Here is a 21,892-nt window from a genome sequence, read left to right as displayed (position 1 = left end):
CGGCATGGGGCACTCCGATCTCCTCCACCGTGTCGGCCGCGCCTGGCAGCGCCTGGCCCGGCGCCGGCCGGCCACGCCCCAGCCGCGCGCCAGCGTGTTTGAGGAGGTCGAGGCGCGTCTGCTGTATTCGGCCGATCTGGCCCCGGGTGTCGAGGACGAGGCGGCGGAGGTGCGCATCCTCGACGCCAGTCCGCCCACCACCAGCGAAGCGCCACAGCAGGACGGGAGCACAGACCAGCAGAATGCCGTCACGCCCCCGCTCGCCTTCGAGGAGAACCTGGGACAAGCGGCGGACGAGTTCGATTTCCTCGCCCACGGCGATGGCTATGACGCCTACTTCAGCCAGGGCGACGCCTGGCTGCTGTTCCACCAGGGCGAGCAAAGCCGCCTGGTGCAGTTGCAGTTGGTGGACGCCCAGGACCCCAGCGCGGCCTATGGCGAACAGGCCCTGGGCAGCTACAGCAATTACCTGACCGGCAGCCAGGAGAGCTGGCTGACGAGAGTGGCCCACCAGGGCGCGATCCGCTACGACGGGGTGTGGGACGGCATCGACCTGCGCTACTACGGCAACCAGCGCCAGCTCGAATATGACTTCCTGGTCGCCGCTGGCGCCGACACCGGCCAGATCCGTCTCGCCTTCAGCGGAGTGGACAGCCTCAGCATCGCCGACAACGGCGAGCTGGAACTCCGGCTCTCCCCCAACGAATCGATCCGTTTCATGGCGCCGGTGAGCTACCAGATCGACGCCCTCGGCCAGCGCGAGGCGGTCGCCAGCCACTACGTGATCCATGCCGACGGTTCGGTCGGCTTCGTGCTGGGCGACTACGACCACAGCCGCGCGTTGGTGATCGACCCGGTCCTGAGCTATGGCACCTACCTCGGGGCCTCGGGCACGGACAATGTCAATGACATGACCGTGGACAGCGCCGGCAACTTCTACACCGTCGGGACCACGACCTCCAGCTCGGGGCTGGCCACGGTGGGCGACACCACCCTCGACGGCTCCAACGAGGCCTTCGTAGCCAAGTACAACAGCGACGGCACGCTGGCCTGGGTGACCTACTACGGCGGCGGCGGCGACGACTCGGGCTGGGGCATCGACGTCGACAGCAGTGGCAACGTCTATATCGTCGGCCAGACCAGCTCGACCGACATCAGCGTGCCGAACGGCGCCGACACCACGCGTGACAGCACGGTGGACGGTTTCCTCGCCAAGCTCGACAGCAGCGGCAGCAGCGTGCTGTATGGCACCTACAGCGAAGATGGCGGCGGCGGCGACATCTTCTACGGCGTGGCGGTCGACAACAGCGGCAACGCCTACGTGACCGGCGGTCTCGGCACGACATCCAACCACGACCTCTACGTCGCCAAGTACAACACCGCCGGCAGCGGGACGGGCTCCCTGGTCGACGCACAGACCTATGCGCAGTCAGGCGATGCCTATGGCCGCGACATCGCGCTGGATGGCTCGGGTCGCATCTACGTGGTCGGCATCACAGACGGCGCCTTCAGTTCCAGCCTGCCCAGCAACAAGGGGCAGTCGAGCTTCGGTGGCGGCGCCAGCGACGGCTTCGTGGTGCGCTACACCACCTCGCTGACCTGGGACTATTTCAGCTACATCGGCGGCTCCGGCAGCGACGAGGCCTACAGCGTCGCGCTCGACTCCGCCAACAAGGTCATCGTGGGCGGGGTGAGCGGCTCCAGCGGCCTGGCCTCCAGCGGAGCCTACGACACCAGTTTCAACTCGACCACCGAAGGCTTCGTCGCCAAGTTCAACGCCACCACCAACGGCGCCTCCTCGCAGGAGTTCTTCACCTACTACGGCAACGAGTCGGGCAAAGTCACCCGCGTCTACGGCGTCGCGGTCCGCGCGGACGATTCCATCGCCCTGACCGGCGAGACCAACTCGACCACCCTGCCGACCTCGGGCGATGCGCTGGACACCTCGCTCGACAGCGGCTTCGACGCCTACCTGGCAATCATCAGTTCGAGCGGCGCCGCACTGACCTACGGCTCCTACATCGGCGGCAGCAGTTCGGACGTGGGCAATGCCGTCGCCGCCAGCGGTTCGACCGTGTTCGTCGCCGGCTCCACCGCGTCCAACGGCCTCAGCACGGCCGGCGCGCCGGACACCTCGCGCTCTGGCACCGATGGCTTCATCCAGAAGTACAGTTTCAACAGCGCGCCCACGGTCACGATCACACCGACGACCTACTCGGCCACCGAGCAGGTCTCACTCAACCTGCACGGCACAGGCATCTCGATCAGCGATGACTCCGCCTCGCTGACCGTCACGATCTCCAGTCCCGACACGAACGCCGAGTTCACCGCCTCGGCGGGCAGCTCGGGCATCAGCATCGTCTCCGGCAACGGCACCGAAAGCCTGGTCATCAGCGGCACGGTCACCCAGCTCAACAACTTCTTCGCCGGCAATGGCTCGGCCACCCTGACTTTCCGCCTGGCAGACGACACCCCGGCCACCAGCGTGAGCATAACGATCCAGGCCAGCGACGGCAGCCTGTCGGGCTCCGACAGTGCGACCATCAACATCACGGCAGTCAACGACGCGCCGGTCATCAACATCAACAACTCAGCCCTGGCCTACGCCGAGAACGCGGCGGCCACCGCCATCGACAGCGCGCTCACGATCAGCGACGCGGACAGCACAAACCTGACCGGCGCCACCGTGCAGATCACCGGCAACTATGCCAACGGCCAGGACGTGCTGGCCTTCACCAACCAGTTGGGCATCACCGGTTCGTGGAACGCTGCCGCCGGCACGCTCACGCTCTCCGGCACCACCACCGTCGCCAACTACCAGACCGCGCTGCGCGCGGTCACCTACCAGAACAGCTCCGACAACCCCAGCACCTCGGCCCGTGTCGTCACCTTCACCGTCAACGATGGCAGTGCCACCGGCAACGACACCCGCACGATCAATGTTTCGGCCGCCAACGACGCACCGGTCATCAGCGTCGACAACACGGCCCTGGCCTACGCCGAGAACGCGGCGGCCACCGCCATCGACAGCGCGCTCACGATCAGCGACGCGGACAGCACAAACCTGACCGGCGCCACCGTGCAGATCACCGGCAACTATGCCAACGGCCAGGACGTGCTGGCCTTCACCAACCAGTTGGGCATCACCGGTTCCTGGAATGCCGCCACCGGCACGCTCACGCTCTCCGGCACCACCACCGTCGCCAACTACCAGACCGCGCTGCGCGCGGTCACCTACCAGAACAGCTCCGACAACCCCAGCACCTCGGCCCGTGTCGTCACCTTCACCGTCAACGATGGCAGTGCCACCGGCAACGACACCCGCACGATCAATGTTTCGGCCGCCAACGACGCACCGGTCATCAGCGTCGACAACACGGCCCTGGCCTACGCCGAGAACGCGGCGGCCACCGCCATCGACAGCGCGCTCACGATCAGCGACGCGGACAGCACAAACCTGACCGGCGCCACCGTGCAGATCACCGGCAACTATGCCAACGGCCAGGACGTGCTGGCCTTCACCAACCAGTTGGGCATCACCGGTTCCTGGAATGCCGCCACCGGCACACTCACGCTCTCCGGCACCACCACCGTCGCCAACTACCAGACCGCGCTGCGCTCGGTCACCTACCAGAACAGCTCCGACAACCCCAGCACCTCGGCCCGTGTCGTCACCTTCACCGTCAACGATGGCAGTGCCACCGGCAACGACACCCGCACGATCAATGTTTCGGCCGCCAACGACGCACCGGTCATCAGCGTCGACAACACGGCCCTGGCCTACGCCGAGAACGCGGCGGCCACCGCCATCGACAGCGCGCTCACCATCAGCGACGCGGACAGCACAAACCTGACCGGCGCCACCGTGCAGATCACCGGCAACTATGCCAACGGCCAGGACGTGCTGGCCTTCACCAACCAGTTGGGCATCACCGGTTCCTGGAACGCCGCCACCGGCACACTCACGCTCTCCGGCACCACCACCGTCGCCAACTACCAGACCGCGCTGCGCTCGGTCACCTACCAGAACAGCTCCGACAACCCCAGCACCTCGGCCCGTGTCGTCACCTTCACCGTCAACGATGGCAGTGCCACCGGCAACGACACCCGCACGATCAATGTTTCGGCCGCCAACGACGCACCGGTCATCAGCGTCGACAACACGGCCCTGGCCTACGCCGAGAACGCGGCGGCCACCGCCATCGACAGCGCGCTCACCATCAGCGACGCGGACAGCACGAACCTGACCGGCGCCACCGTGCAGATCACCGGCAACTATGCCAACGGCCAGGACGTGCTGGCCTTCACCAACCAGTTGGGCATCACCGGTTCCTGGAACGCCGCCACCGGCACGCTCACCTTGTCGGGCAGCAGTTCGGTCGCCAACTACCAGACCGCGCTGCGCTCGGTCACCTACCAGAACAGCTCCGACAATCCGAGCACGGCCACGCGGACCGTGTCTTTCACGGCCAACGATGGCAGCGCCAACAGCAACACGGCCACGCGCAACATCAGCGTGGCTGCCGCCAACGATGCACCGCTCATCAGCGTCGACAACGCGGCCCTGGCCTACGCCGAGAACGCGGCGGCCACCGCCATCGACAGCGCGCTCACCATCAGCGATGCCGACAGCACGAACCTGACCGGCGCCACCGTGCAGATCACCGGCAACTATGCCAACGGCCAGGACGTGCTGGCCTTCACCGACCAGTTGGGCATCACCGGTTCGTGGAACGCCGCCACCGGCACACTCACGCTCTCCGGCACCACCACCGTCGCCAACTACCAGACCGCGCTGCGCGCGGTCACCTACCAGAACAGCTCCGACAACCCCAGCACCTCGGCCCGTGTCGTCACCTTCACCGTCAACGATGGCAGTGCCGCCGGCAACGACACCCGCACGATCAATGTCAGCGCCACCAACGACGCGCCGCTCAACAGCGTGCCCGGCGCCCAGGCCACCAACGAGGACACGGCGCTGGTCTTCTCCAGCGGCAACGGCAACCTGATCTCCATCGCCGATGTCGATGCCGCCAGCGGCAGCCTGCGTGTCACCCTCGCCGTCACCCAGGGCACGCTGACGCTCTCCGGTACCACCGGCCTGTCCTTCACTACCGGCGACGGCACCGCCGACACCAGCATGACCTTCACCGGCACGCTGGCCAGCATCAATGCCGCGCTCAATGGCCTGGCCTACACACCCACCGCCAACTACAACGGCGCCGACACCCTGACCCTCACCACCAACGACCAGGGCAACACCGGCTCCGGCGGTGCCCAGCAGGATGTCGACAACATCGCCATCACGGTCAATGCCGTCAATGATTCTCCGGTCAACAACGTGCCCGGCGCGCAGACGGTCAATGAGGACACCAACCTGTCGATCGCGGGCATCTCCGTCAATGACGTCGATGCCAACCTGATCACCGTGGCCTTGTCGGTGGGCAATGGCACGCTCAACGTCACGCTCTCCGGAAGCGCCTCCATCTCTGCCGGCAGCAATGGCTCGGGCGCGCTGACCCTCAGCGGCAGCCAGGCCGACATCAATGCCACCCTGGCCAGCCTGGTCTATCGCGGCAACCTGAACTTCAACGGCAGCGACACCCTGACCGTGCTGTCGACCGACAGCAACAACGCCACCGATTCGGACACCGTGAGCATCAATGTCAGCGCCACCAACGACGCGCCGCTCAACAGCGTGCCCGGCGCCCAGGCCACCAACGAGGACACGGCGCTGGTCTTCTCCAGCGGCAACGGCAACCTGATCTCCATCGCCGATGTCGATGCCGCCAGCGGCAGCCTGCGTGTCACCCTCGCCGTCACCCAGGGCATGCTGACGCTCTCCGGTACCACCGGCCTGTCCTTCACTACCGGCGACGGCACCGCCGACACCAGCATGACCTTCACCGGCACGCTGGCCAGCATCAATGCCGCGCTCAATGGCCTGGCCTACACACCCACCGCCAACTACAACGGCGCCGACACCCTGACCCTCACCACCAACGACCAGGGCAACACCGGCTCCGGCGGTGCCCAGCAGGATGTCGACAACATCGCCATCACGGTCAATGCCGTCAATGATTCTCCGGTCAACAACGTGCCCGGCGCGCAGACGGTCAATGAGGACACCAACCTGTCGATCGCGGGCATCTCCGTCAATGACGTCGATGCCAACCTGATCACCGTGGCCTTGTCGGTGGGCAATGGCACGCTCAACGTCACGCTCTCCGGAAGCGCCTCCATCTCTGCCGGCAGCAATGGCTCGGGCGCGCTGACCCTCAGCGGCAGCCAGGCCGACATCAATGCCACCCTGGCCAGCCTGGTCTATCGCGGCAACCTGAACTTCAACGGCAGCGACACCCTGACCGTGCTGTCGACCGACAGCAACAACGCCACCGATTCGGACACCGTGAGCATCAATGTCAGCGCCACCAACGACGCGCCGCTCAACAGCGTGCCCGGCGCCCAGGCCACCAACGAGGACACGGCGCTGGTCTTCTCCAGCGGCAACGGCAACCTGATCTCCATCGCCGATGTCGATGCCGCCAGCGGCAGCCTGCGCGTCACCCTCGCCGTCACCCAGGGCACGCTGACGCTCTCCGGTACCACCGGCCTGTCCTTCACTACCGGCGACGGCACCGCCGACACCAGCATGACCTTCACCGGCACGCTGGCCAGCATCAATGCCGCGCTCAATGGCCTGGCCTACACACCCACCGCCAACTACAACGGCGCCGACACCCTGACCCTCACCACCAACGACCAGGGCAACACCGGCTCCGGCGGTGCCCAGCAGGATGTCGACAACATCGCCATCACGGTCAATGCCGTCAATGACGCACCCGTGCTGGCCACCACCGGCAGCACCCTGGCCTACACCGAGAACGATGCGGCCACGGCGGTGGATGGCGCGCTCACCATCAGCGACGCGGACAGCACGAACCTGACCGGCGCCACCGTGCAGATCACCGGCAACTATGCCAACGGCCAGGACGTGTTGGCCTTCACCAACCAGTTGGGCATCACCGGTTCGTGGAACGCCGCCACCGGCACGCTCACCTTGTCGGGCAGCAGTTCGGTCGCCAACTACCAGACCGCGCTGCGCTCGGTCACCTACCAGAACAGCTCCGACAATCCGAGCACGGCCACGCGGACCGTGTCTTTCACGGCCAACGATGGCAGCGCCAACAGCAACACGGCCACGCGCAACATCAGCGTGGCTGCCGCCAACGATGCGCCGCTCATCAGCGTCGACAACACGGCCCTGGCCTACGCCGAGAACGCGGCGGCCACCGCCATCGACAGCGCGCTCACCATCAGCGATGCCGACAGCACGAACCTGACCGGCGCCACCGTGCAGATCACCGGCAACTATGCCAACGGCCAGGACGTGCTGGCCTTCACCAACCAGTTGGGCATCACCGGTTCCTGGAACGCCGCCACCGGCACGCTCACGCTCTCCGGCACCACCACCATCGCCAACTACCAGACCGCCCTGCGCGCGGTCACCTACCAGAACAGCTCCGACAACCCCAGCACCTCGGCCCGCGTCGTCACCTTCACCGTCAACGATGGCAGTGCCACCGGCAACGACACCCGCACGATCAATGTCAGCGCCACCAACGATGCACCGGATGCGCACGACGACAGCGCCTTCACGCCGATCGACACCCCGATCAACATCGCGGTGCTCGCCAATGACAGCGACGCGGAAGGCAACACGCTGACCGTCACCAGCATCGACGGCAACGCGGCCTCGGTCGGCGTGCCGGTGGTGCTGGGCGACGGCAGTTCGGTCACGCTCAATGCCAACGGCAGCCTGACCGTGCTGCCGCCAAGCGGCTCCAGCAATCCGGTGTCCTTCAGCTACACGGTCAGTGACGGCAATGGCGGCAGCGATACGGCGACCGTCACCGTCACAGTCGGCGCCAACAATCCCCCCGAAGGGGTCGACGTCTCGCGCAGCTTCGACGAAGACACGGCCTACGTCATCTCGGCGGGCGATTTCGGCGGCTTCCCCGATGTGGACGGTCATACCCTGGCGGCGGTGCGCATCGACAGCCTGCCCGGTGCGGGCAGTCTGCGCCTGAACGGCGTGGCCGTGACGGCGGGCCAGATCGTCAGCGTGGCCGACATCAACAGCGGCCTGCTGCGTTTCACCCCCGGCCTGAATGCCAACGGCAACGCCTACGCCGGCTTCGACTTCACGGTGCAGGATTCGGTCGGTGGGTTCGACGACGACAGCGACACCTTCACGTTCAACGTCAACGCGGTCAACGACGCCCCGGTCAACAGCCTGCCGGCCGCGCAGAGCGTGGCGGAGGATGGCACGCTGACGCTGTCCGGCGGCAGCGCCATCAGCGTGTCGGATGTTGCCAACGAGAATGCCACCCTGGAAGTCACGCTGAGCGTCTCCAACGGCACGCTGAGCCTGGCCGGCACGGCCGGTCTCAGCTTCAGCAGCGGCGACGGCACAGGCGACGCCAGCATGGTGTTCAGTGGCACCCAGGCCGCCATCAATGCCGCGCTGAATGGACTGGTGTTCACGCCCACCGCAAACTTCAACGGCACGGCCACGCTGTCGATCACGACCGACGATCAGGGTTCAAGCGGCAGCGGCGGCGCCCTGCAGGACAGCGACAACCTCACGATCACGGTCGGTGCGGTCAACGACGCGCCGGTCGCGACGATCACGCCCAACAGCTACAACGTCAATGAGCAGGCCACGCTGACCCTGGCCGGCACCGGCCTGTCGATCAGCGACATCGACGCCGGCGGCGCCACGATCACGGCCACGCTGTCGGTGGTGTCCGGCACGCTCACCGCCGGGGCCGGCAGCACCGGCGTGGTGATCTCGGGTTCCGGCAGCAACACGCTGACCTTGACGGGCACCCTGGCCGAGATCAACGACCTGCTGGCCGGCAATGGCGGTGCCACGCTGGACTACATCCTGAACAGCGACACGCCCCCCGCCAGCGATACGCTCACCCTCGCCGTGGATGACGGCGGCAACACCGGCACAGGCGGGCCGCTGAGCAGCTCGGACAGCGCCACCATCAACCTCACCGCCGTCAACGATGCGCCGGTGGTCAGCATCGCCCAACCGTCCTACACCGCGACCGAGCAGGTGAGCCTGGCCCTGCACAACACCGGCCTGTCGCTTGCCGACGTGGATGCCGCCGGCGGCACGCTGACCGCCACCCTGTCGGTCAGCGGCGGCGTGCTCAACGTGGTGGCCGGCAGCAGCGGCGTGCTCGTCAGCAACTCCGGCAGCGCCAGCGTCACGCTGACCGGCACGCTGGCCCAGATCAACGACCTGCTGGCCGGCAATGGCGGCGCCACCATCGGCTTCCTGCACCCCAGCGACACGCCACCCGCCTCGGTCACGCTGACCCTGGCGATCGACGACAACGGCAACAGCGGCGGTGGCAACCTGAGCGACAGCGCGCAGGTGACAATCAACCTCAGTGCCGTCAACGACGCCCCGGTCAACACCGTGCCCGGCGCGCAGAACCTCAACGAAGACGCCACCCTGGTCTTCTCCACCGCCAATGGCAACCTGATCGCGCTCGCCGACGCCGACGCCGCCAGCGGCAATGTGCGCGTGACGCTGAGTGTGGGCAATGGCAGGCTCACCCTCGCCGGCACCACCGGCCTGTCCTTCACCACCGGCGACGGCACGGCCGATGGCCACATGGTCTTCAGCGGCAGCCTCGCCGACGTCAATGCCGCCCTCGATGGCCTGAGCTACACGCCAGACGCCCATTTCAACGGCAGCGATACACTGAGCCTCCTCAGCAACGACCTCGGCAATAACGGCTCGGGTGGCGCGCTCTTCGACCTCGACCAGGTCACGCTCAACGTCGCCGCCGTCAACGATGCGCCGGTGGTCAGCATCGCCCAACCGTCCTACACCGCGACCGAGCAGGTGAGCCTGGCCCTGCACAACACCGGCCTGTCGCTTGCCGACGTGGATGCCGCCGGCGGCACGCTGACCGCCACCCTGTCGGTCAGCGGCGGCGTGCTCAACGTGGTGGCCGGCAGCAGCGGCGTGCTCGTCAGCAACTCCGGCAGCGCCAGCGTCACCCTCAGTGGCACCCTGGCCCAGCTCAACGACCTGCTGGCCGGCAATGGCGGCGCCACCATCGGCTTCCTGCACCCCAGCGACACGCCACCCGCCTCGGTCACGCTGACCCTGGCGGTCGACGACAACGGCAACAGCGGCGGTGGCAACCTGAGCGACAGCGCGCAGGTAACGATCAACCTCAGTGCCGTCAACGACGCCCCGGTCAACACCATACCCGCGGCCCAGAACGTCGACGAGGACGGCGTGCTGGTGTTCTCCACCGCCAATGGCAACCTGATCGCGCTCGCCGACGTCGACGCCACGGGCAGCGTGCAGGTGCTGCTGAGCGTCTTCAACGGCACGCTTACCCTGGCCGGCACGACGGGGCTGAGCTTTTCGATCGGCGATGGCACGGCCGATGCCACCCTGCGCTTCAGCGGCAGCCTTGCCGACATCAATGCCGCGCTGGACGGGCTCAGCTACACCCCCTTCAGCAACCACAACGGCAGCGACACCTTGCTGATCAACACCTCGGACCTGGGCGGCACCGGCAGCGGTGGCGCCCAGACCGATGCCGACAGCGTCTCGATCACCGTCGCCGCGGTCAACGACGCCCCGGCCATCACCGTCACCCAGCCGTCCTACAACGCCACCGAACAGCAGAGCCTGGTGCTCAGCGGCACGGGCATCTCGCTCGACGACGTAGATGCCGGCGGTGGCACGCTGACCCTCACGCTGTCCGTCAGCCATGGCAGCCTGATCGTGTCCGCCGGCAGCAGCGGCGTCATCGCAGCCAACTCCGGCACCGCCAGCGTGACCCTCAACGGCACCCTGGCCCAGCTCAATGCACTGCTGGCCGGCAGCAGCGGCGCCAGCCTGAGCTACCTGATCAACAGCGACGCCCCGCCGGCCACCGACACCCTGAGCCTGACCCTGGATGACAACGGCAACAGCGGAAGCGGCGGCAATCTCGCGGACAGCGCGGCGGTGACGATCAACATCGCCGCGGTCAACGACGCCCCCACGGCCGACATCACCCAGGCCAGCTACAACGCAACCGAGCAGGTATCACTTACCCTCTCCGGCACCGGCATGAGCCTGACCGACCCGGACGCCGGCAACTCGATCATCAGCGCCACGCTGTCGGTCAGTGCCGGCACGCTCACCGCCAACGCCGGCAGCACCGGCGTGGTGATCTCGGGGTCGGGCAGCAACACGCTGAGCCTGAGCGGCACGCTGGCCCAGATCAACGACCTGCTGGCCGGCAACGGTGCGGCCAGCATCAGCTTCCTGATGGCCCAGAACGCCCCGCCCGCCAGCGCCAGCCTGAGCCTGGAGATCGACGACGGCGCCCTGCTCGCCAGCGACACCGCCACCATCAACATCGCCGCCGTCAACGACGCGCCGCTCAACACAGTGCCCGGCGCCCAGAGCGTGGCCGAAGATGGCAGCCTGGTGTTCTCCAGCGCCAATGGCAACGCCATCCTGATCAGCGACGCGGATGCCGGCAGCAATGCCGTGCAGGTCAGCCTGTCGGTCACCCAGGGCAGCCTGAGCCTGGCCGGCACCAGTGGCCTCAGCTTCACCACCGGTGACGGCAGCGCGGACGCGAGCATGGTCTTCAGCGGCAGCCTGTCGGCCATCCTCGCCGCACTCGAGGGCATGAGCTTCACGCCCCCGGCTGACTTCACCGGTAGCGCGGTGATCACCCTCCTCACCGACGACCTCGGCGCCACCGGCAGCGGGGGCGCCCTGAGCGACAGCGACACCATCACGGTCACGGTGAACAGCGTCAACGACACGCCCACCCTGGACAACGCGCTGGCCGACCAGAACGCCGTCGAGGACAGCGTCTTCAGCTACACCGTGCCAGCCAACAGCTTCAGCGATGTCGACGCCGGCGACACGCTCACCTGGAGCACCTCGGCCCTGCCCGCCTGGCTCAGCTTCAACGCCACCACGCGCAGCTTCTCCGGCACCCCGGCCAATGCCGACGTGGGCAGCTTCAGCGTCACCGTGACCGTCACCGACGGCAGCGGCGCCACAGCCTCCGACAGCTTCCAGCTCACCGTCGCCAACACCAACGACACGCCCACCCTGGACAACGCGCTGGCCGACCAGAACGCCGTCGAGGACAGCGCCTTCAGCTACACCGTGCCGGCCAACAGCTTCAGCGATGTCGACGCCGGCGACACGCTCACCTGGAGCACCTCGGCCCTGCCCGCCTGGCTCAGCTTCAACGCCACCACGCGCACCTTCTCCGGCACCCCGGCCAATGCCGACGTGGGCAGCTTCAGCGTCACCGTGACCGTCACCGACGGCAGCGGCGCCACCGCCTCCGATGTCTTCCAGCTCACCGTCGCCAACACCAACGACGCGCCCACCCTGGACAACGCGCTGGCCGACCAGAACGCCGTCGAGGACAGCGCCTTCAGCTACACCGTGCCGGCCAACAGCTTCAGCGATGTCGACGCCGGCGACACGCTCACCTGGAGCACCTCGGCCCTGCCCGCCTGGCTCAGCTTCAACGCCACCACGCGCACCTTCTCCGGCACCCCGGCCAATGCCGACGTGGGCAGCTTCAGCGTCACCGTGACCGTCACCGACGGCAGCGGCGCCACCGCCTCCGATGTCTTCCAGCTCACCGTCGCCAACACCAACGACGCGCCCACCCTGGACGTCAACGCCGGCACCACGCTGGCCGAGGGCGCCAGCGTGACGCTCAACACCAGCATGCTGTCGGCCAGCGACAACGACAGCAGCAACGCGCAAATCATCTACACCCTGAGCAGCGTGCCGGCCAACGGACAGTTGAGCCTGGGCGGCAGCGTGCTGGGCGTGGGCGGCAGCTTCACCCAGGCCGACATCCTCGCCGGCCAGCTCATCTACACGCATGACGGTTCGGAAAGCAGCAGCGACGGCTTCTCGTTCACGCTCAGTGACAGCAGTGGCGGCAGCGGCGGCGCGGCCAGCTTTGCCATCACCGTCCAGCCGATCAACGACAACGCGCCGGTCATCAGCAGCGACGGCGGCGGTGCCGCCGCCGCCATCAACCTCACCGAGAACACCAGCACGGTCACCACGGTGCTGGCCAGCGACGCCGACCTGCCGGCACAGAGCCTTGGCTACAGCATCGTGGGTGGCCTGGACGCCGCCCTGTTCAGCATCGACGCCAGCACCGGGGTACTGAGCTTCCTCGCCGCGCCGGACTTCGAGGCGCCGGCCGACAGCAACGGCGACAACCAGTACCTGGTGGTGGTGCAGGCCAGCGACGGCAGCCTCATCGACACCCAGACCCTGGTCGTCACGGTGAGCGACAGCAACGAATTCGCGCTCGGCCCGGTCAGCGACACCGACGGCACCGCCAACACCATCGCGGAAGGCGCCGCCAACGGCAGCGCGGTGGGCATCACCGCCCAGGCCAGCGATGCCGACGGCAGCAACAACACCGTGTCCTACAGCCTGGATGACGACGCTGGCGGCCGCTTCGCCATCGACGCCAGCACCGGCGTGGTCAGCGTCGCCAACGGCAGCCTGCTCGACTACGAGGCCGCCAGCAGCCACGCCATCGTGGTGCGCGCCAGCAGCAGCGACGGCTCATTCAGCACCCAGTCGCTCACCATCAACCTGCAAGCCCTCAACGACAATGCGCCCGTGATCACCAGCAACGGCGGCGGTGCCAGCGCGACGCTCAACCTGGCCGAGAACGGCACGAGCGTGACCACCGTTCTCGCCAGCGACGCCGACCTGCCGGCGCAGAGCCTCAGCTACAGCATCGTGGGCGGCCTGGACGCCGCCCTGTTCAGCATCGACGCCAGCACCGGGGTGCTGAGCTTCCTCGCCGCGCCGGACTTCGAGGCGCCGGCCGACAGCAACGGCGACAACCAGTACCAGGTGATCGTGCAGGTCAGCGATGGCAGTTTCAGCGACACGCAGAGCCTCAGCATCCAGGTCAGCGACAGTAACGAATTCGCGCTCGGCCCGGTCAGCGACACCGACGGCACCGCCAACACCATCGCGGAAGGCGCCGCCAACGGCAGCGCGGTGGGCATCACCGCCCAGGCCAGCGATGCCGACGGCAGCAACAACACCGTGTCCTACAGCCTGGATGACGACGCCAGCGGCCGCTTCGCCATCGACGCCAGCACCGGCGTGGTCAGCGTCGCCAACGGCAGCCTGCTCGACTACGAGGCCGCCAGCAGCCACGCCATCGTGGTGCGCGCCAGCAGCAGCGACGGCTCCTTCAGCACGCTCAGCCTGAGCATCGCACTGGGCGACCTCAACGAGGCCGGCGTGGGCCCGCTGTCGGATATCGACGCCACAGTCGACGGCGTCGTCGAAAACGCCAGCGCCGGTGCGACGGTGGGCATCACGGCGCAGGCCACGGACCCCGACGGCAGCAACAACACCGTGTCCTACAGCCTGGACGACGACGCCGGCGGCCGCTTCGCCATCGACGCCAGCACCGGCGTGGTCAGCGTCGCCAACGGCAGCCTGCTCGACTACGAGGCCGCCAGCAGCCACGCCATCGTGGTGCGCGCCAGCAGCAGCGACGGCTCGTTCAGCACCCGCCTGTTCAGCATCGCGCTGCAAGCAGCCAACGACAACGCCCCGCTCATCACCAGCGACGGCGCGGGCGCGACGGCCGCCCGCCAGGTGCAGGAAGGCCTGGGCCTCGTCACCACCGTCACGGCCAGCGATGCCGACCTGCCGACCCAGACCCTCGGCTTCAGCATCGTCGGCGGCAGCGACGCCAGCCTGTTCGTCATCGACGCGAACACCGGCGCGCTGAGTTTCATCACCGCGCCGGACTTCGAGAACCCGCAGGATGCGGATCGCGACAATGTCTATCACGTCATCGTGCAGGCCAGCGATGGCGCCGGCCTCAACGACACCCAGGCCCTCACGGTCAGCGTCATCAACGTCAACGAGGCGCCCCGCGTGCAGGCCCCGGACGCCCTGTTCGCGAGCGGGACCAGCACCGTGCCCATCATCGGCATCAGCGTCAGCGACGTCGATGGCAACGTCAGCAGCGTGAGCCTGCAGGTCGACCGTGGGACCCTGCACATCACCCCCACGACCGGCGTCACCATCAGCAGCGGCGCCAACGGCTCCCCGGCCATGACCCTGAGCGGCAGCCAGGCGGCCCTCAACGCCGCTCTCGCCACGCTCGGCTTCAGCGCCAGCACCGGCGACAGCGGTGTAGCCACCCTCAGCCTGACCGCCATCGACAGCGGCGGCCTCAGCCACGTGGCGCAGACGCGTGTGGGCCTGAACATAGACGACAGCACCAGCACGCCCCCCCTGCTCGACCCTGGCCCGCCGCCGGACCCCGGTCCCGGTCCCGGTCCCGGTCCCGGTCCCGGTCCCGATCCCGACCCCGATCCCGACCCCGATCCCAAGCCGGGTCCAGACCCGGATCCGGATCCGGACCGCGGCCTGTGGCCGGAGGGCGGCCTGCGCGAAGACACCGACATCGGCAACATCCTGGGCGGCGGCGAGGGGCCACTGTCACCAGCCGCGAGCGGTGGCCGCTTCTACGCCGGCCTGGAAGACCGCTACCTGAGTGGCACGCCGAATGAAGTACCGGATCTCATCACGCCGGAAATCCGCGTGTTGCTGGGGCGCTTCGACGTCGATCTGGGCAGTCTCGAACAGATCCGCAACCAGGGAGGCGAGTTGTCGGTCGACTGGGGTTCGATCACGCGCCCGGCGCAGGAGGAGGACCTCTTCCTCAACCTCACCCCGACCCAGGCTGGCAAGGTTGCCACCGTGGCCATGACGGCCGGCGTGGTGTGGTGGGCCGGTCGCTCGGCCGGCCTGATCACCGCCCTCATGGCCTCGGTCCCGGCCTGGCGTACCATTGACCCGCTGCCCATCCTGGCGCGCAACCGCCAGCGTGGCAGCCTCGCCGACGAACAGGCCCAGAACGATGACGACGCGATCGACGCGCGCCTGCCACAGCGCGATGCCATGGCACCCACACGCCGCGAACCGGAACGAACCCTGATGATGGACCTCGACGCGTGATCTCCCGTCTCAACCCCACCATCCGCATCACCCTCGGCCTGCTCTCGCTGAGCGTCACCCTGCTGCTCGCCCTGGACCTGCTGCTGGGCGTCTTCCCCAATCCGGACCAGCAGGAAGCCCAGGTCCGCAAGCGCCTGGCCGAAGGCGTCGCGGTGCAGGTCGCCACCCTCATGATGCGCAGCGACGAAACCACGGTGGCCAGCGTCGTGCCCGAACTGGTGCGCCGCGACCCCGGCCTGGCCTCGGTCGGCGTGCGCGACAGCCGCGGCATGCTGATCTACGCCACCCCAGAACACGAGCGCGGCTGGCGCAGCACAGACCCCACCAGCTTCGGACGCGAGCAGTTCGTGGTGCCCCTGGCTGCCAGCAACCGGCCCGGGGCAGCCTGGGGCCAGGTCGAGGTGCGCTTCCAGCCGATCGGCAGTTCCTGGCTCGCCCACCTGCTGTCGCCGACGGTGAAACTGGTGCTGCTGTTCACCGCGGTGGCCGGCGCCATCTACTACCTCTACCTTCGCCGCAGCCTGCAACACCTGGACCCCACCGCGGCCGTCCCCGAGCGGGTGCAGATGGCCTTCGACGCGATGAGCGAGGCGGTGCTGATCCTCAACGCCCAGGGCCGCATCGTCATGGCCAACAAGTACTTCGACGCCCTCATGCCGAACGAGGGTGAGCAGGTCATCGGGCGCGATCCGGCGGACTTCACCTGGCTCACCATGGGTGCCGAGCACGTCGCGCGCACCCCACCCTGGCAGCAGTGCGCGATCGACAAGGCACCGGTCGAAGGCTACGTCTACGAAGCCCGGACCAAGCTCGGCGAGACCCGCCGCCTGATCGCCAACAGCTCGCCGGTGCTCGACGCGCGCGACAACGTGCGCGGCTGCATGGTGTCCTTCAACGACGTGACCGACCTCGACGAAGCCAACAAGCAACTGGTCAGCCTGATGGCCGACCTGTCCGCCTCCAAGGAGCAACTGGAAGCGCAGAACGTCGAGTTGCATCGCCTGGCCAGCGTCGACCCCATGACCGGCGCACGCAACCGGCGTTCCTTCTACCCCGAGTTCGAACGCATGTTCGCGGACGCGCAGAAGCGCGAGCTGAGCTTCGCCTTCATCATGGCCGACATCGACAAGTTCAAGTCGGTCAATGACGTCTATGGGCACCAGATCGGCGACAAGGTGATCCAGAAGTTCGCCGCTATCCTGCTGCGCTCGGCGCGCGACAGCGACATCGTGTGCCGCTACGGCGGCGAGGAGTTCTGCATCGCGCTGCCCGGCACCGACGCAGCGCAGGCCCATGCCGTGGCCGAGCGCATCCGCGAGCAGGTGGAGGCCGAGGTCGGTGCTGCGCTCCCGCTGGACCAGAAGCCCACCATCACCAGCAGCTTCGGCGTGGCCGCGCTCTCCAGCGGCGCGCGCAGCGCCGAGGAACTCGCCGACCAGGCCGACCAGGCGCTGTACCACTCCAAGCACAACGGTCGAAACCGCACCACGACCTATTCCAAGGTCATTGCGGCGAAAGTGGCCGAAGACAGCAAGCCCGCCTCGCCGGCCACCGCCTGATCAGCCCCCGCCTGCGTAGCCACACTGGCGCCAGGCTTCGTACACCACCACCGCCGCCGCGTTGGAGAGATTCAGGCTGCGGCAGCCCGCCTGCATCGGAATGCGCATGCACTGCTCGCGCCCCACTTCATCCAGCATCGCCTCCGGCAGGCCGCGCGATTCGGGACCGAAGATGAACACATCGCCCGCCTGGAAGGCGAAGTCCGCCATCATCCGCGTGCCGCGCGTCGAGATGGCGAACATGCGCTGCCCCGCCAGTTGCGCGCGGCAGTGGGCCCAGTCCGGATGCACCGTGTAAGTGGCCAGGTCGCGGTAATCCATGCCGGCGCGCGCCAGCAGCTTGTCGTCCAGCGAATAGCCCAAGGGCTCGATCAGGTGCAGGCGCGCCCCCGTGTTGGCGCACATGCGCATGATGTTGCCCGTGTTGGGCGGAATCTCCGGTTCAAACAGCACCACGTGAAACACCGTCGTCCTTCTCCCTGCTCTGCGGAGCGGCCTGTGCCGCCCCAGTCTTCAATCGCGCCCACCCAGCAGCGTGCGCGCCAGGACGAGGTTCGTCACCCGCACAGCCCCCGCCAGCTTGAGCGTGCGCGCCAGTTCATCCAGCGTCGCCCCACTGGTCATCACATCGTCGAGCACCAGTACATGCTGGGCATCGAAACGCCGTACACAGCGGAACGCCCCCCGCACATTGCGCCGTCGCACCGCCCGCCGCTTCCCCACCTGATGCGGGGTATCCGCGTCACGCAGCACGCCGTCGCGCTCCAGTGGCCGCCCCAGCGAACGCGCCAGGCCGGCACCGATCTCGACACACTGGTTGAACCCCCGCTCGCGCAGACGCGCGGCATGCAGCGGCACCGGCAGGACCAGGTCGACCTCGTGCTCCACCAGCGGCAGCAGGCGTTCCGCAAACCAGGGCGCCAGCGCGAAACCTTGCCCCCGCTTGAGCGCCAGCACCATCTCACGCAGCGGCGTCTCGTAACGGAACAAGGCCTGGGTGGCATCGAAATGGGGCGGGCGACGCAGGCAACGCCCGCAGCGCTCACCCAGCGGGGTGGGCAAGGCGCACTGCGGGCAATGCGGCTCCACCAGCCAGGGCAACTCGTCCAGGCAGGCCCCGCACACCGCCTGCGCACCCGCAAGGCCACCACACACGAAGCAGCTACGCGGCCAGGCGCGCGCCATCCAGGCCGCCGCAGGCCGGGCAATCGCATGCCACCACGTACCCTGCGGCTGGTTTGACAAGGCTTTCTCCTTTCCGAGAAGATACCCCGTTTCCCGCCTGACAGAACACACTCCATGACCAGTTGCACCAGCACCGCTGCGCCGCAAAGCGCCACGATCAATTTCGCCCGCAAGCCCGCCCCGGCCGAGGGTCCGTGGTCCATCGACGCCGTCGCCGCCCTGTTCGACCTGCCTTTCATGGACCTGGTGTTCCGCGCCCAGCAGGTGCACCGCGAGCATTTCGATCCCAACGCCGTGCAGCGCTCGACCCTGCTGTCGATCAAGACCGGCGGTTGCTCGGAAGACTGCAGCTACTGCTCGCAGGCCAAGCGCTACAACACCGGCCTCGAAGAAACCCCGTTGATGTCGCTGGAAGAGGTGCTGCAGAAAGCCCGCCTGGCCAAGAATAACGGCGCCAGCCGCTTCTGCATGGGCGCCGCCTGGCGCAGCCCCAAGGGCCGCGATCTGGAGCCGGTGCTGGAGATGGTGCGTGAGGTGAAGGCTCTGGGCCTGGAGACCTGCGTCACCCTGGGCATGCTCAAGGACGGACAGGCCGAACTCCTGCGCGAGGCCGGGCTGGACTTCTACAACCACAACCTCGACACCGCGCCCGAGATGTATGACCAGATCATCTCGACGCACTCGCAGGCCGACCGCTTCGACACCATCGCCAAGGTACGCGACGTGGGCATCAAGGTGTGTGCCGGCGGCATCATCGGCATGGGTGAATCGCGCCGCGGCCGTGCCGGCCTGGTGGCCCAGCTCGCCAACATGGACCCGGCGCCGGAGTCCGTACCCATCAACGGCCTGGTGCGCGTGGAAGGCACCCCGCTGGCCAGCCTGCCGCCGATCGACCCGCTGGAGTTCGTGCGCACCATTGCGGTCGCGCGCATCACCATGCCGAAGTCATACGTGCGCCTGTCCGCCGGCCGCCGCGAGATGAGCGACGAGCTGCAGGCACTGTGCTTCATGGCTGGCGCCAACTCGATCTTCTACGGCGAGCAACTGCTCACCACCGGCAACCCCGACGTCGAACGCGACGAGAACCTGCTGGCCCGCCTGGGCATGCGTTCGGTGTGAGCCTGCCGCAAGACTTCGACATCGACCGCCGGCTCGCCCGGCAGCGCTTTGACCGCCATGCGCTGGGCGCGGCTGCGAGCGGCTTCCTGGGCCGCGAAGTGGCCACCCGCATGGCCGAGCGGTTGGACTACATCCGCCACACGCCGGCCCGCATCCTCGACCTGGGCTGCGGCATCGGCAGCGACCTGCCCCTGCTGGCCAAGCACTATCCGCAAGCACAGCGCATCGGCGTCGACTTCGCCTGGCGCACGCTGCAGACGGGCCGCGGCGGCCGCAGCTTCGTCCAGCGGGTGCTGGGCATCCTGCGCCCGGGCGAACCCTGGCTGGCCTGCGCCGATGCCGAGGCCCTGCCCTTCCCCCGCGCCAGCATGGACATGGTGTGGAGCAACCTGATGCTCAACTGGCTGGCCGACCCGATGCCCGCGCTGGGCGAGATGCACCGTGTATTACGTGTCGGCGGCATGCTGATGTTCTCCACCCTGGGCCCGGACACGCTGCGCGAGCTGCGCGCAGCCCTGCCGGCCGGGCGCGGCGAGCGCGTGCATCGCTTCATCGACATGCATGACCTGGGCGATTGCCTGGTGCGCGCCGGCTTTGCCGAGCCGGTGATGGACATGCAGACCCTGACGCTGACCTACCAAGATGTCGACGGCCTGCTCAAAGACCTCCGCCAAGGAGGCTGCAGCAATGCCGCACGGACGCGACCGCGCGGTCTCAGCGGCCGGCACGAGTGGCAACGCGCCCGTGCCGCCTACGAGAGCCTGCGCCGGGACGGCGTACTCCCCGCCACCATCGAAGTGGTATTCGGGCATGCCTGGAAGACGGCGCCCAAGAAGACGGATGACGGTCGGGACGTCATCCAATTCCGCCCACGCAGCTAGGACCGACTTCCCGATGAAGATCCTCGTCACGATCACCAACCCCGAGCTCATCCGCAACATCTTTGACCCGACCACGCTGGACCGCCTCGCCTCGCTGGGCACAGTGACCTGGGCGCCCACCGACGGCAGCTTCACACAGGAAGCCTTCGAGGCCTGCATCGCCGATTACGACGCCTGCCTCATGTCCTGGGGCTCGCCGCGCCTGTCCGCCACCGCCTGCCAGCGCGCCACACGGCTGCGCTTCCTCGGCCATGCGGCGGGCACGCTGGCGCCCTATCTCGACCCCACGGTTTTCGAGCGCGACATCGCCATCATCAACGCCAGCGAGATGCTGGCGCTATCCACCGCCGAGTGCAGCCTCGCGCTCATGCTGGCCGGCGCCTGGAACCTCAACGGCTATGCCGAAGGCATGCGCAATGGGCGCTGGTCTCAGTCGCGCAAGGAGACGGTCATGGGCGTGTACGGCCAGACCATCGGTATCGTCGGCCTGGGCCAGATCTCGCGCCAGTTGATCCGCTACCTGCAGCCCCTGCATCCTCACATCCTGGTCCACTCCAGCCACCTTTCTGCTGGCGAGGCCGAGGCCCTGGGCGTCACGCCGGCCACGCTGGACGAACTGCTGGCGAGCAGCCAGATCGTCTCGCTGCATGCCACGCTGACCGAGCGCACGCGCGGCATGCTGGGTGCGCGTGAGCTGGGCCTGATGCGCGACGGCGCCCTGCTGGTCAACACGGCCCGCTCCGAACTCGTGGACAGCGCCGCCCTGCTGGTCGAGCTGCGCAGCGGGCGCTTGTTCGCCGCGCTGGACGTGTTCGACCAGGAACCGCTGGACAAGGCAGATCCGCTGCTGCACCTGCCCAACGTACTGTGCGCGCCGCACATCGGCGGCATCTCGTCCTACTGGCGCAAAGGGCTGGGACGCAAGGTGGTCGATGCGCTGGCTGCCTTCCAGGCCGGCGAGGCGCTGCCCGAGCGCATCACCGCCGAGCGTTTCCGCGCGATGTCTGCTCACTGAGCGGCTCACTTAACGACACACTGAGCGACACGGCAGG

The 21,892-nt window shown here is 67.8% G+C and carries 7 protein-coding genes; 5 read left to right on the top strand and 2 right to left on the bottom strand.

What is annotated here, in order from left to right:
• Window positions 1-4 precede the first annotated feature (4 nt).
• Window positions 5-16,096 carry a cadherin-like domain-containing protein gene (locus NMB43_RS05340; protein WP_494351121.1) on the top strand — a complete coding sequence of 5,364 codons (16,092 nt, stop codon included), beginning with the start codon at window positions 5-7 and terminating at the stop codon, window positions 16,094-16,096.
• A complete protein-coding gene (locus NMB43_RS05335) occupies window positions 16,093-17,655 on the top strand; it encodes a sensor domain-containing diguanylate cyclase (protein ID WP_494351120.1) in 1,563 nt (520 codons plus the stop codon). Before NMB43_RS05340 ends, NMB43_RS05335 begins: the two co-directional genes overlap by 4 nt.
• Here the strand turns inward: NMB43_RS05335 and NMB43_RS05330 are convergent, their stop codons facing one another.
• Both NMB43_RS05330 and NMB43_RS05325 read right to left on the bottom strand, forming a co-directional pair.
• Window positions 17,656-18,120 carry a tRNA (cytidine(34)-2'-O)-methyltransferase gene (locus NMB43_RS05330; protein ID WP_494351119.1) on the bottom strand — a complete coding sequence of 155 codons (465 nt, stop codon included), beginning with the start codon at window positions 18,118-18,120 and terminating at the stop codon, window positions 17,656-17,658.
• 48 nt (window positions 18,121-18,168) lie between these two features.
• On the bottom strand, window positions 18,169-18,840 hold the full coding sequence (locus NMB43_RS05325; RefSeq protein WP_494351118.1) for a ComFC family protein: 672 nt from the start codon (window positions 18,838-18,840) through the stop codon (window positions 18,169-18,171).
• 114 nt (window positions 18,841-18,954) lie between these two features.
• Between NMB43_RS05325 and bioB the strand changes: the two genes are divergently transcribed.
• Genes bioB through NMB43_RS05310 form a run of 3 tightly spaced genes read left to right on the top strand, consistent with a single transcriptional unit; the run spans window position 18,955 to window position 21,855 of the window.
• A complete protein-coding gene (gene bioB, locus NMB43_RS05320) occupies window positions 18,955-19,959 on the top strand; it encodes a biotin synthase BioB (protein ID WP_494351117.1) in 1,005 nt (334 codons plus the stop codon).
• A complete protein-coding gene (locus NMB43_RS05315) occupies window positions 19,956-20,840 on the top strand; it encodes a methyltransferase domain-containing protein (protein WP_494351116.1) in 885 nt (294 codons plus the stop codon). The genes bioB and NMB43_RS05315 overlap by 4 nt, the downstream gene beginning before the upstream one ends.
• A gap of 13 nt (window positions 20,841-20,853) precedes the next feature.
• On the top strand, window positions 20,854-21,855 hold the full coding sequence (locus tag NMB43_RS05310; protein ID WP_494351115.1) for a hydroxyacid dehydrogenase: 1,002 nt from the start codon (window positions 20,854-20,856) through the stop codon (window positions 21,853-21,855).
• The last annotated feature ends 37 nt before the right edge of the window (window positions 21,856-21,892 follow it).

The sequence above is a fragment of the Uliginosibacterium sangjuense genome (genome assembly GCF_059132465.1).
This window is presented reverse-complemented; position numbering and strand designations above follow the sequence as displayed.